Annotated in this window: 13 protein-coding genes and 1 pseudogene; 12 read left to right on the plus strand and 2 right to left on the minus strand. The window is 51.8% G+C overall.

What is annotated here, in order from left to right:
* Window positions 1-11: 11 nt before the first annotated feature.
* From F1381_RS23355 to F1381_RS23365, 3 genes are all read left to right on the plus strand, one after another.
* Window positions 12-2003 carry an SGNH/GDSL hydrolase family protein gene (locus F1381_RS23355; protein ID WP_151737249.1) on the plus strand — a complete coding sequence of 664 codons (1992 nt, stop codon included), beginning with the start codon at window positions 12-14 and terminating at the stop codon, window positions 2001-2003.
* 199 nt (window positions 2004-2202) lie between these two features.
* Window positions 2203-4200 carry a phage tail protein gene (locus tag F1381_RS23360; RefSeq protein WP_425495291.1) on the plus strand — a complete coding sequence of 666 codons (1998 nt, stop codon included), beginning with the start codon at window positions 2203-2205 and terminating at the stop codon, window positions 4198-4200.
* 109 nt (window positions 4201-4309) lie between these two features.
* Window positions 4310-4846, plus strand: a complete 537-nt coding sequence (locus F1381_RS23365) for a hypothetical protein (RefSeq protein ID WP_151737251.1) — start codon at window positions 4310-4312, stop codon at window positions 4844-4846.
* 307 nt (window positions 4847-5153) lie between these two features.
* Here the strand turns inward: F1381_RS23365 and F1381_RS23375 are convergent, their stop codons facing one another.
* Window positions 5154-5378 carry a hypothetical protein gene (locus tag F1381_RS23375; protein WP_151737253.1) on the minus strand — a complete coding sequence of 75 codons (225 nt, stop codon included), beginning with the start codon at window positions 5376-5378 and terminating at the stop codon, window positions 5154-5156.
* 144 nt (window positions 5379-5522) lie between these two features.
* Here F1381_RS23375 and F1381_RS29150 point away from each other — a divergent pair, with 144 nt between their 5' ends.
* The 7 genes and pseudogenes from F1381_RS29150 to sda all read left to right on the plus strand — a co-directional run bounded on the left by F1381_RS29150 (window position 5523) and on the right by sda (window position 9298).
* Window positions 5523-5648, plus strand: coding sequence for a stalk domain-containing protein (locus F1381_RS29150; protein ID WP_151737254.1), 126 nt, complete (start codon window positions 5523-5525; stop codon window positions 5646-5648).
* A 4-nt stretch (window positions 5649-5652) separates the two neighbouring features.
* On the plus strand, window positions 5653-5862 hold the full coding sequence (locus tag F1381_RS23385; RefSeq protein ID WP_151737255.1) for a hypothetical protein: 210 nt from the start codon (window positions 5653-5655) through the stop codon (window positions 5860-5862).
* Between the two features lie 272 nt (window positions 5863-6134).
* Window positions 6135-6233, plus strand: a pseudogene (locus F1381_RS28990) (iron-sulfur cluster assembly accessory protein); the annotation flags it as partial.
* Window positions 6234-6353: 120 nt separating this feature from the next.
* The gene (locus tag F1381_RS23395; RefSeq protein WP_151737256.1) at window positions 6354-6722 is read left to right on the plus strand and encodes a hypothetical protein; all 369 of its coding nucleotides are present in this window, start codon (window positions 6354-6356) and stop codon (window positions 6720-6722) included.
* 285 nt (window positions 6723-7007) lie between these two features.
* Entirely contained in the window at window positions 7008-7544 is a 537-nt protein-coding gene (locus F1381_RS23400; RefSeq protein ID WP_151737257.1) for a GNAT family N-acetyltransferase, read from the plus strand.
* A gap of 582 nt (window positions 7545-8126) precedes the next feature.
* Window positions 8127-8789 (plus strand): YheC/YheD family protein, encoded by a 663-nt coding sequence (locus tag F1381_RS23405; RefSeq protein WP_151737258.1) that lies wholly within the window; start codon window positions 8127-8129, stop codon window positions 8787-8789.
* Between the two features lie 365 nt (window positions 8790-9154).
* Window positions 9155-9298: a sporulation histidine kinase inhibitor Sda gene (gene sda / locus F1381_RS23410; protein ID WP_151737259.1), complete on the plus strand. Its 144-nt coding sequence runs from the start codon at window positions 9155-9157 to the stop codon at window positions 9296-9298.
* 122 nt (window positions 9299-9420) lie between these two features.
* On the opposite strand, the gene F1381_RS23415 is transcribed toward sda, so the two are convergent.
* Entirely contained in the window at window positions 9421-10395 is a 975-nt protein-coding gene (locus F1381_RS23415; RefSeq protein ID WP_151737318.1) for an NAD(P)/FAD-dependent oxidoreductase, read from the minus strand.
* A gap of 319 nt (window positions 10396-10714) precedes the next feature.
* Here F1381_RS23415 and F1381_RS23420 point away from each other — a divergent pair, with 319 nt between their 5' ends.
* On the plus strand, window positions 10715-11908 hold the full coding sequence (locus tag F1381_RS23420; RefSeq protein WP_151737260.1) for an NAD(P)/FAD-dependent oxidoreductase: 1194 nt from the start codon (window positions 10715-10717) through the stop codon (window positions 11906-11908).
* A gap of 1 nt (window position 11909) precedes the next feature.
* Window positions 11910-12167, plus strand: coding sequence for a hypothetical protein (locus F1381_RS23425; RefSeq protein WP_151737261.1), 258 nt, complete (start codon window positions 11910-11912; stop codon window positions 12165-12167).
* Window positions 12168-12278: the final 111 nt, after the last annotated feature.

Below are 12278 nucleotides of genomic sequence, written 5' to 3' on the forward strand. Positions count from 1 at the left end.
GGAGATTGCGGATGGGATTTGTAAGACGCGTAATTACTAGCGCGCTGGACTTAGCGAACCTGGCGAAACATAACGATAATTTTGCGGATATTGAAACGGATTTGACTGCGCAAGACGGCAGGATCGCGACAGCGCAGGCGGACATTACGACGCATAAATCGTCGGTTGTAGCGCACGCGGCCGAAACGATTACGTATGCCGGTGCGGTTGCTGGCGTTGATAATGCGAAGGATGCGATTGACAGCGTAAAGGAACAGCTTAATGGCGCGATCATCGGCGGAGATAGCGGGCCGGAAGCGGCGGCTGCGCGGGCGAGCGTGAGCGGAACAACGTATCCGACGCTGGGCGATCGGTTGAATGCGGAGTATGAGGGAGTTACTGCGCAGTTGGCGGATGCCGCGCAAGTAAACTACCTGGTTAAAACGATACTCAAGATAAAGAATAAACAAAATCTTAGAATCGCCATTATGGGCGATAGTTTGGCGGTGCCGTCTGGATCTGGTGTTAACTGGGTACAGATGCTTCTTGACCATACGTACGCGTCATTTGGATACAATCTACACGATCTTTATGGAGTGACGGCAGAATACGTCCAAAACTACGCCATCCTGGGTCACACCTCACACTTACTGTGCGCGCAAATTGCATCAGAGATGCGGCCGATGTACAATCACGGGTTTTATCAAAACCAAAATTTTAATGCTCCTTATCTGGGTATGGCCCCGTTTTTCAAGGAGAACTATGACTTGGTTATCGTAAGTATCGGAGCAAACGGCGGCACCGACCACAAAGCCTATACGGAAAATTTTCTCCGAATGGTCCGCGCTGCGGGAGTTGAGGTCATCCTGACAACCGCCAACCCACGCCGGTCGAATTTAGCGGCTTACGCCGATTTGCTGCCCGATTATACTAAACTGGCAAGCGCGCTTGGATTCGAAATCGCCGATACTCGTCAGGCGTTTATTGACGATATCACTGCCGGGAACCATACGATCAATCAGTTAACAGCGGATGATATCCATTGTGCCCAGCCGGGACATGAGTTGTATGCGCAGACAATTATTGGCGTATTGGACAAATGCTTGAGGGCTAATATCAACGGTCAAGGGTCATTGCCAGCCAGGCGCATACTGCCAACATCGAGCACCACTTTAGATGCTAATATGCCTTTTTTCAGCGCGCTGCAACGCCCGGTTAGTCATACCGGTACATTGGTTACTTCGACCTATGACATCAAAAATCCGTTTTATAATAGACAGTCAGCCACGCTGCAGGCTGTACATCTTACGGCAGGTCAATACGTCGAATTTTGCAATGAAAAGGCCTTTGCCTTTGACATTATCTTTAGTGGTAACGGATTGACGGCAGAGATGCACGTGCTTATAGAGAGCGGATTAGACCCTTGGCCGCCGATCACGTTGGGCAATGGGGTTGTCTATGGCGGTCCGCTGATGGCAGAGGGAGTACAGTCCTATATTTATAACAATGATAATCCAATCAACAGACTGGTCAGACTCCAGTGCGTATCGGGGAGCATTGATATCATAGGCGTATCGTGGCTGACACAACCGGACAAACCGTTTTTCGCCAACCAGAACGGGTTTAGCAATACCGAGTACAACGGCACTTGGACCATCTTAAAAGAGTTCGGAGTATACGGGAGTTACACGGATACCGATCAGGACAGTCTAGAGTTTACGATCTATTCGGATGCCCTTGAATTGACGGTGCTGGGCAACCAAGCAGGCGGGAAGTACGACGTGTACGTGGATAACTTGCTAATTGCTAGCGGTGTCGATACTTACGTAAACCACAACTATGAGAACTTTTTCCATAACCATCTGTACAAGGGACTAGGGCGGGGCAAGCACACTGTAAGGATCAAGCTAAATGGGGTGAACGGGGCTGCCATAGCACCGTCAGATGCAGACTTTAAACATCGGCTAAAGATTGCGCGGATAAAAGAGGTTTTTATCAACGACGACGTAGCCGAGCACATCTGAGCATTAGGACCATACTGCGCACTAACACGCAAGCCCTTCGCACCCACGCGCGGGGCTCTTTGCTGCGCGGACGCTACGCATTTTTACGCTCACTCAACGAAAGGAGGACGCCGCCATCACGTCATTACTCGCATATGACCGCCATCTCACGCCGCTCGGCCCGCTAGTCTCCGCGACCGACGCCGCCCGGACCCGCCGCATCAACGCAGACTATTCGCTGACCTTCGCGGTCCCAATGGCTTCGCTAGACTACCGCGAACGCCTGCCGCTAAAGGGCCACGTTAAGGACGAGCGCGGCCAGTATTACGTAATCAACAAGCGCGAACGCCAACGCGACGGCCGCAAGCTTACCGCGCTAATCTCGTGTACGCACGTAATGTTTAAACTCGCGGATTACAAGTTCCCGTATGCGTCCTACATAACGGAGGCTTACGGAGTTTCTATATCAACGTTAACAGCGCTCATCCAGGCGGCAACGGGTGGGCGCTTCACTTTTTCCGTAGACGCAGCGTTCGACCTTGCGGACGTCTACGAGTTCGGCAGCGGTAATTGTCTCGAAGCGCTGAACGCAATCATCGCGCTATACGGCGCGGAGGTCGAGCCGGATAACTTTACGATTCACCTGCGCAAGAAGATCGGAAACGCGGATTCAACGCTCCAATACCGCGCTGGCAAGAACATCGTAAGCGCCTCGCACGCGGACGACGGCGGCTCGTTGTGTACGCGGCTGTACGCGGAGATGAAGGACTCGCGCACATGGATCGGCCAGCCTGCGTCGATATTAACGGCGGATGAACAGGCGCGCTTACTGGCCGCCGACCCGAACGCAATCACCGGCGGGATCATCCGCGTTAATTACCTCGTCAGTCAATACGCGAGCCTATGGGCCAGCGCTACCGTACCGTTTTATGACGACCTCTTAACGGAGCAGGATGTTACCGATCCGCTGAAACTGCTCGAAGCTGCGCGTAAACGGTTAGCAGAACGCGAAGTGCCTGCGCTTGAGGTGTCCGTATCGGCAGCGGATTTGCACAAGCTCGACGCAAGCGAAGCGCAACCGGGCCTCGGCGATACTGTTACGCTGGTCGATCCGGACCTCGAACTCGCGCACACCACCGAGCGCATAACGGAGCTGACGGAGTACCCGTTCGCCCGCGACAAGCATGCGCAGGTTACGCTATCCAACGTCATGCGGCGGGACTATGCGCAGATCATCGCGGACCTGGAATCGACGCGGCGGACGGTCGATAACGTGTTCAGCGGCGGGCGGATTCGGGCGGAGGCGTTCGAGGAATTTGCACGTCTGGCCGTCCGTGAGATCAACGATAGTAAAACGGAGGTCAAGTACGATACGCGCGGGATCGTGCTGCAGTCGTTGGTCGACGCGAATGACCTCGTAGTCTTATCGTCCAACGGAATTTACATTTCGACAGACGGCGGAGAGACCGCACGTACCGCGATTACAGCCGAATTTATTAACGCGGAAGTAATCAGCGGACAGCTCGGAAGCTTCGTGAGTCTCGTAATCGGCAGCGGCAATGACGTCGTCAAAATCAACACGAATGGAATCAGCGCCGGCCATGCGGACTTTAACAGCGCGCCAATGCGATTAGACATGGCGGGCAATATCGTACTCAATAAACTGACCGCCAATAGCGCGAGTATCCTGACCTCGACGTTCGCAGACGGTGACATCACATATGGGACGATAAGAGGTACGGAGATTATCGGCGCGACCATACGGACGGATACGACTACACGCAGGATTATCCTCGACGGCACCGGATTCCGTTCGTTCGACGGCGCTGGGACTCGGCGTATTTCCATCGACACGAACGACGGATTCGGCACGCAGGAGATGCGCTATTACGGAGCTGACGGGAGTAAGAGCGGCGTGGTCAGCGGCAGTAACGGGCAGCTCAACATTACGGCGACTCCTCCGGCGAACCTCGTGCTTGCGGGCGCAAATGTCGTACTTGGCGGAGATGCGGAGGTTGAAGACTTTCCGATAACGAATAGGGTGTCGGTAGGTGCGGGGGTTAATGCGTTCGACCTAAGCTATGTTCCGTTGGTTAACTGTACGGAAATCGAACAATTGGACGCGAGAGTGGCAGCCCTTGAGGCTGCGCTTGCGGGGAAAGCAGACGCAGGCCATACACACACACCGTTAATCTCGGAACGCATAATCACGGAATAGCCGGCGCGGTTAACTGGGGCGGGACTTTCAGTGTGTCGTAATTAGGTCTTTCTGACGCGAACCTCTTAGATTATACTTGGGGTACTTACCAAATTTAGGAGGTTCGCAAATGAAAAAGAAGATTGTCGGTATTACGGCGGCTGCGCTTCTGTTTGGCAGTTCCATCGGATTTGCAGCGGCATCATCGCCGCTTATAGGCGCAAAGGTCGAGGGGCTTTTCACGGTCCTGAAAACGGATGGTACGAAGATTGGGGACGCCGTTATCATTAACGGTACGGCCTTCGCGCCAGTAAGGGCGATCTCAGAAGCAACCGGCGCGAATCTTACAGTAAAGGGGAAGACGATCATTTTGGGTGAAACGGTAGAGACATCGCCTGCAGTATCCGAAGAAACGACGCCTGCACCTACACTTCCGCTCACTGCGGCGGAAAGGGAAATACTGCAAACGCGAATTACGAAGCTTGAACGTGGAATTTCGCTGACGAGAGAGGAACTGACGCAGGCTCAAGCGAAGTTCACCGCGAGCACTGACGACGCGGAAAAACAGCGACTAAAGAAAAGCATATCTGAGTTAGAGACCAGCCTTAGCGGTATGCAGAAGGCGCTCGACGCCGATAAAGCGCGACTTGCCGCTGCCGGCGAATAACCTACGTCTAACCTGTGGTGTACGATTTGCATACGGAAAGCATTATTTAATGAAATATCACGAAGAGTCTCACGCTAATATGCGCGGGGCTCTTTTAATTTTACGGAGGGATATCGGATGCAGAACATAAAAGAAATCCGCGTCACAATCGATACTGCGTGGCTTAGCGAAATCACCGAACTGATACGCGAGGTTAAGCGAAGCCCATCTACGGAGAAAGTTACGGAGCTAGCGATGCTGGTCGAAGCGCACACTGACCGTAAAATTCCCGTAGAGGAACTGTTTGCCATGCGGGAAGCCGTGGCGGCTAAGCTTCGTCAATCCGGCGCACTACTTCGCTGACGAGTTCTGTAACGTAGAGCTCAAGGTATTGACGGAGCATTTCGATCTCAACGGTCATTACGCCGGTTCTGCTAATCTTTCCGTCATCATCGGCCGCTGCTTTATACGCGGGAAGAATCGAGTCCCGATATTTCGGCTCCAAGCGCGCATTTATCTCTTGGGCTATTTGTTTTACATCAATATTTGACATAGATTCACCTCCTTAATTTCCATATTTCTACATCGGGATCGTTAGTCCTTCCCGAGAAAGGGGCTATTTTATGAAAGCACGCGCATTATTAGAGTTAACCGTTGACCTCGCGAATCCAGCCGCTGAGCTCACGGACGTTACGGCGTGCTCATCGACGGGGCCGTATACGTTCCGCTGCGCGAGGTGGCCGACAAGATGGGCGCGGCCATTGCGTGGGATAACGTGAGCAAGACGGCGAGCGTCGAAACCAATACGAAAAGGGGAGCGTAATATAATGAAGAAGATCGATTGGGCGCGTAAATTATCGTCGCGTAAGTTCTGGGCGCTGCTGGCCGCGCTTGCAACGTCGGTCCTTACGGCAGCCGGCGCAGGTGAGAGCGTGGCGCTGCAGGTGACCGGCGTGATTGGCGCAGTCGGAGCGTGCGTTGCGTATATGCTGGCGGAAGGTCTGGCGGACAGCGGCGCAGATAAGACGGAGGAATAACGTAGGAGAAGGCGAATTTCGCGGAACTAAGTGTAGCGCAGTCATTGCGGATAGATTCCGTAGTGGCTGCGCCTATTTTTGCGTTTATATACAATAGAAGAAACGCGCGCATGACGTTGCAATCCGGCCGCCACTTCGGTACAATACGGTTAACGTGATTAGCCGCTGTAGAGGTGCGCAGTCCACAGTTGTTCGGCGGATTAACAACCGTCGCCAACGCTCAAAAACGTTGATCTGACGCGGTTTCTAGCCGACCGTCAGCTAAGCGTAAATTCACCATCCATAATCCGAATGCAACAGTAACATGTGGATGCGGGTCGTCGTTCCGTACGAAGGAAGAAGCGGGGAATCCGAGCGCGGAGCCTTGCTAAAAGCCGGTTTTTCAATTATATAGCTGCTGTACCTGTAATTGCCCTTAAACCTCCCGAATTGTGCAGAAGGACTGTTGACACATTTGGGAGGTTTTTTATTTAGCGGAGTGGGGGGATGAGATGACCCGAAATCGTAAGGAAACCGTAGCATTAACCGTGGGTATTCTAATCAGTTGGATGATCTATGTGTCCTTGTTTGATTTATTTAAGCTGCAGGAAGCGGTAATATTCAACGATAACTCTGCGAGCTATTCCTTTATTATGCTGGTTTCTTATTTGATGTCGATGCTGTTCCTGTTTAAAATCATCAGCCGGGGCAGGCTCGTTATGATGTTCTCCGGCATTCTCGTCTTAACCTTCCTGATTACAAATGCAGCCGGTGAGGTCAATTTGTCGATACTGGTTTATATGCTTTCGGTGACTGCAGGCATCATTTTGGGCGGTGTCTGTCTGGCTATACGCAAAACGCTCATTAGCATCCTTAAATAGAAAAAGATTATCAGCGGGCAGCATGGTAAATTCGTCTGTCTGTAAGAAGCCATCTGGTATTGATAAATTACGACAAAGTTCAGGTCGAGCGTGTTATGGTCAACGGACTGGCACCGACAAAATACGGGACTGTGTCGCCCGGCGTCGATTTTGCTTTTATGCTGATACATATGAAACAACCTTTGATGCTTGAAGCCTTGATGCTAACGACCGGCAGGTATACTGTCGTGAGGTGGGGCAGCGGGAGGTTACTAATACAGGCAAATCATAGAGGGGGGATCCGCTATGCAACTGGAAAGCCAGCGCCTGCTGATCCGCGAATTTACGGACGAGGATTACGGGGCGGTACATAGTTATGCTTCAGACCCGGCGGTGACGGAGTACATGTTATGGGGGCCAAATACGGGCGAGCAGACCGCGGATTACATCCGGACGGTACAGGAATGGCAGTGGCAGGAACCGCGCACAAGCTTTGAATTCGCCGTGGTTCTTAAGGACAGCGGACAACTGATCGGCGGCTGCGGCCTCTATGTCAGTGAGCCCCGGCAGGGGGAGATCGGATATTGCTTTAATTCGCTCTATTGGAAACAAGGCTATGCAAGCGAGGCAGGCGAGGCTTTGCTGCATTTCGGATTCGGCGAACTTGGGCTGCACCGCATCTTCGCCACCTGCCGTCCGGCCAACACCGGTTCCGCCAAGGTTATGCAAAAGCTGGGGATGACCTGCGAAGGGCTGCTGCGCGAGCACCGGCGGAAGGGAGAGACCTGGCATAGCTCTCTGGTGTATGCAATTCTGGAGGATGAATATAGAATTCTACAATAATGGAAGGGGGAGGCGCTTCGCGGGAAATAACCGCGGTGTTCAAGCGCAAGCTGTGAGTATGATGCCTCGCCCCAATTATGCGGATGAAGCTGTCCATCTGCACAAGCCGGCAAGTTTTATTTTCATAAAATAAACTATATAAGTTGAACAAAAGAACAACACAAAGAGATGGGAGTGCGGAGGGGAAGTTTGGAACTAGAGGAGCGATAGCGTCCGCCTAAAAGCTTTCCGGAGGAAAGCTCACATCGGAAGCATAAGCTGTCACCGGATTTCAACCGCTAAGAGCGGTTATAATTAAGAAATCTGGGGACGGGCAGTGGCCGGAAGTCCAAACATTCCCCGCAGTTACGAACTAATCTCATGTGAATTTTAATAGTTCAATTTATATAGCTTTAAAGCCAGCAAAGATAAGTGCCGCCACTTGCGAACAGCTTGAATGAACCGGGACATACGGCTCCGCAGCCATATGCCCTTTTTTGGCGTGAACGCCTTTACACAAGGACAATCATACAAGAAGGCGGCTCCTCTCCTGAGTAATCTATAGGGTAGTAGGCTGGGATAAACGAAAGGAGAGGGAGGACGATGGCAGGAAGACAACTGGCCAGCAAATGGCTGAAAACCGAGGCGCTGCTTAGCGATGCACGGATTGCCGGTTACATTCCAAGAACGAAGGCATACAGTGCGGCCGCACTGCTTAGCATGCTGAGAATATACGGCAATGTGGTGATTAAGCCGGTGGTGGGCGGCGGGGGGTACGGGGTCATCAAGGTGTTCAGGGATACAAGGGGATACGGCTTTACCTCTATGGACAGCACACGGGTATATTCGGACTTCCGCAGTATGCGGCGTGCGCTGGACAGGGTGAAGGTCAGACGGAGATATTTGATTCAGCAGGGCATAACGCTGGCGCGGATTGCTGGAAGACCGATTGATTACCGGGTGAAAGTGGTGAAGAACAATGGGGTTTGGGAATTCCGTTCTATGGTCGGAAGGCTGGCCCGTCCCGGACTGTTCGTGACCAATCTGTGCAAGGGCGGTACCATGATGAGCTGCCGTCAGGGCCTGCGGCATTCGCTTCCGAGCATCAAGTCATCTGCCAAAAAATCGGAAATGCGCCGCCTGACCATCCACTGCATCGGAATTCTGGAACGCCGTTTCCCGGGGATCGGCGAGCTTGGCTTCGATTACGCTGTCGATCACAGCGGGAGAATATGGATCCTGGAAGTAAATACAAGACCACAATAGTAAAACAAAGACTATAATGATTTAAACAATTTTTAAACATTGACGATAATTATAGTAATAGGCTAGAATAGCGTTTAGTTATGCCCAATCTGAGGTAATTAGAGGTAATATGGCTAAATAATTTCTAATAAATATGAAATATATGAACATTTTGAAAAATATTTATGTGTTACACATTAATCAAACGTCCTGTGCATAACTGTTATCCCCATTGTTCACTGTGATGCTAACGGGTTTGTGGGCATTACTAACAAATTATGCACAGATTTTCCACAAGGGCTTGTGGATATTAGGAACGCTTGTTCGATAATTGATAGTTTGTTATGATAGAATCAGATTCAGAAAAGGAAAGGTAGGTGAACGTTATGATTGAATTATCGGATGAGATGCTGCTTGACTCTTATCAAAGAGCAATAGAGCTGCAACTGGAGCATGATTTCATCGCTCTGTTACTCGCTGAAATTCGCAAACGGAACTTACACTTCCCAGTTCATGCGGTTCTTCATTAAAAGATCAGCGTACACCTTTGCAGCTGAAATAGAGCAGACCGCAAGGGACAACAAATAGGGTATCTTTTCAGTTGAAGTATAATCAACCTGAAAGGATACCCTTTTATTGTGTGTGCCTAGTGTTACAGCTTGAGACTGCTGCTGTGTCCAGGGGACAGCTTGGCCTCAGGATCGATATATACCTTGGCGTTATTTACCGCAGTAGGCGCTTCGCCGAAGCCAACGGCAATTAGCTTGAGCTTGCCGGGATAAGTAGTGATGTCGCCGGCGGCATAAATTCCGGGAATGTTTGTTTCCATACGGGAATCTACCACAATGGAGTTGCTCTGGATCTCAATGCCCCATTCGGAGATCGGTCCCAGTGAGGATACAAAGCCGAAGTTGACGATCACGCTGTCCACTTCTAGCTCCTGGGTTTCTTTGGTCTTGATATTCGATAAAGTAACTTTGGTAATGAACTCTTCACCGTGCAGCTCGGTAATCTCCGAAGGGGTGATGACATTCACCTTGGAGGCCATCAGCTTCTCGACGCTGTGCTCATGCGCACGGAATTTATCACGGCGGTGAATCAGGGTGACCTGCTCGGCGATCGGCTCCAGCATCAGCGCCCAGTCGACTGCGGAATCGCCGCCGCCGCTGATCAGCACTTTCTTGCCCTGGAAGGCATTAAGGTCGCTGACGAAGTAATGCAGGTTCGCCTTCTCGAAACGCGGTGCTTCCGGCAATTCAAGCCGGCGGGGCTCAAAGGCGCCTACGCCTGCCGTAATAATTACTGCCTTGCTGTGGTATTCGGCTTTATCGGTAGTTACGACGAAATGGCGCTCGTCCCGTTTCTCCAGACCCACTACTTTCTCTTCCAGGCGGATATCGGACTGGAACAGCTCCATCTGCCGGGAGAGGTTGTTAACCAGTTCCTGGGCGGTAACCTTGGGGAAGCCGGCCACGTCGTAAATATATTTTTCAGGATAGAGAGCAGCCAGCTGACCGCCCAATTGGGGCATGCTCTCAATCAGTGTTACCGATGCCTGGCGCATCCCGCCGTAGAAGGCGGCAAACATGCCGGCCGGGCCACCGCCTATAATTAGAAGGTCGCTCATAGGAACGCCGGATTGCTCTAGTGTCACGTAAAATTACACCTCCGAGTTGATATATTCAATTTGCCATACTAGTTGTACCTACTCATTATAATCATTGAATGACCCCGCTGCAAAGGCTTTAGCGGCGCGGAAAATTGTGACGGTTTCTTGCATGATAATATTTGATTAAAACGATACTAAGGTTTACAATGGATATGGTTATTTTGGAATTGCTTTAAGTTTTATTGGAATTTCTTCCGAAATTAAGTGTATAAATTCACAAAAACATATAAAAAAACTAAACACATAGACAGATTCACCTGTTGGAAGGAGCCGGACCATGAGCAGTATTCCCAAAATTGTTATCCTCGGCGCGGGATATGGAGGTATTTTGACCGCCCAGCGGCTGCAGAAAGCCTTGAATTATAATGAAGCGGATGTAACGCTGGTGAACCGCCACGAATACCATTATTTTACTACCCACCTGCACATGCCTGCGGCGGGAACGGACAGCATAGAACATTCTCGCGTGTCGATCTCCAAGCTGATTGATGAGTTTAAGATCGACCTGGTGAAATCATCCGTGCAGGAAATCCGGACCCAACAGAAAAAGGTTATTCTTGAAGACGGAACTCTATCCTACGATTACCTGGTGATTGCGCTGGGCGGGGAGCCGGAGACCTTCGGCATTCCGGGGCTCGACAAATATGCGCTGACGATCCGCAGCATTAATTCTGTACGTCTGATTCGCGAACATATCGAATACCAGTTTGCCAAGTATAAGAATGAGAACAACGCCCAGGAGCACATTAACTTCGTGGTCGGCGGAGCGGGCTTCAGCGGCATTGAATTTGTGGCTGAGCTGGCCGACCGCATTCCGGCACTGTGCAAGGAATACGATGTGGATCCGAGCATGGTGAACATCTACAATGTTGAAGCCGCGCCCACAGCGCTTCCGGGCTTCGCGCCGGAACTGGTGGAGCATGCGATGACCGTGCTGACGAAGAAGGGCGTCACCTTCAAGATCGGCGTAGCGATCAAGGAATGCCTGCCGGGCAGCGTAGTGCTGGCAACCGGTGAAGAGATCAAAGCCTCGACCATCGTCTGGACGGGCGGCATCCGCGGCAACCGTCTGATTGAGGCGGCCGGCTTTGAAGCGATGCGCGGCCGCGTGAAGGTGGATGAGTATCTGCGGGCGCCGGGCCATGAGAATATCTATATCATCGGCGACGGTTCGCTGATGATTAATCCCGAAGGCCGGCCTTATCCGCCGACCGCACAGATCGCCATGCAGCAGGGCGAATGCTGCGCGCACAATCTGGTGGCGGCGATCCGCAGCCAGCAGGCGAAGAAGTTCGCGTTCAGCAACAAGGGAACCGTGGCCTCCCTCGGCAAAGGCCAGGGCATTGCCGTAGTCGGCGACAAGAAGTACAAAGGCTGGACCGCCGCCCAGCTGAAGAAGCTGGTCGATTTGCGGTATTTGTTCATTATCGGCGGCGTCTCGCTTGTCTTGAAGAAAGGAAGGTTCCTGTAGGATGCGCCATTGCAGCGTACAGGTACGCGGACTGCTGACGCGCGAGGAACTGGACCGCTATAACGGGCTGATTGAGGCCGGTACTTATCTGGAGGACCAGAGCCGTTACGACCTTGCTTACCATGTACAGAAGGAAATCGATGTTCTGATTCTGCCGGCCATTGAACGGCTGAAGGACAAGAGCCGGGCACGCGACCGCGCGACGGCGGAGTATCTGGAGAGCCTGAAGGCAACCGGTGAAGACGGGGACGAGGACTGAACCTCCCGACCGGCAGTAAGCGATATAACATAAAGAGAGAGCCTGGCAGTTGTATGAACTGCCAGGCTCTCTCTTTATTATTGGTGAAGCAGCCACTTCCCCGGTGAGGGG

Source organism: Paenibacillus tengchongensis (assembly GCF_008973665.1).
Classification (GTDB): Bacteria; Bacillota; Bacilli; order Paenibacillales; family Paenibacillaceae; genus Paenibacillus_AQ; species Paenibacillus_AQ tengchongensis.

Coding starts and splice junctions, on each gene's coding strand:
- F1381_RS23375 (WP_151737253.1), bottom strand. CDS start 5,378: ATGTCAAATATTGATGTAAAACAAATAGCCCAAGAGATAAATGCGCGC.
- F1381_RS23395 (WP_151737256.1), top strand. CDS start 6,354: ATGACCCGAAATCGTAAGGAAACCGTAGCATTAACCGTGGGTATTCTA.
- F1381_RS23415 (WP_151737318.1), bottom strand. CDS start 10,395: ATGAGCGACCTTCTAATTATAGGCGGTGGCCCGGCCGGCATGTTTGCC.
- F1381_RS23365 (WP_151737251.1), top strand. CDS start 4,310: ATGAAAAAGAAGATTGTCGGTATTACGGCGGCTGCGCTTCTGTTTGGC.
- F1381_RS23425 (WP_151737261.1), top strand. CDS start 11,910: ATGCGCCATTGCAGCGTACAGGTACGCGGACTGCTGACGCGCGAGGAA.
- F1381_RS23400 (WP_151737257.1), top strand. CDS start 7,008: ATGCAACTGGAAAGCCAGCGCCTGCTGATCCGCGAATTTACGGACGAG.
- F1381_RS23405 (WP_151737258.1), top strand. CDS start 8,127: ATGGCAGGAAGACAACTGGCCAGCAAATGGCTGAAAACCGAGGCGCTG.
- sda (WP_151737259.1), top strand. CDS start 9,155: ATGATTGAATTATCGGATGAGATGCTGCTTGACTCTTATCAAAGAGCA.
- F1381_RS23355 (WP_151737249.1), top strand. CDS start 12: ATGGGATTTGTAAGACGCGTAATTACTAGCGCGCTGGACTTAGCGAAC.
- F1381_RS23420 (WP_151737260.1), top strand. CDS start 10,715: ATGAGCAGTATTCCCAAAATTGTTATCCTCGGCGCGGGATATGGAGGT.
- F1381_RS23385 (WP_151737255.1), top strand. CDS start 5,653: ATGAAGAAGATCGATTGGGCGCGTAAATTATCGTCGCGTAAGTTCTGG.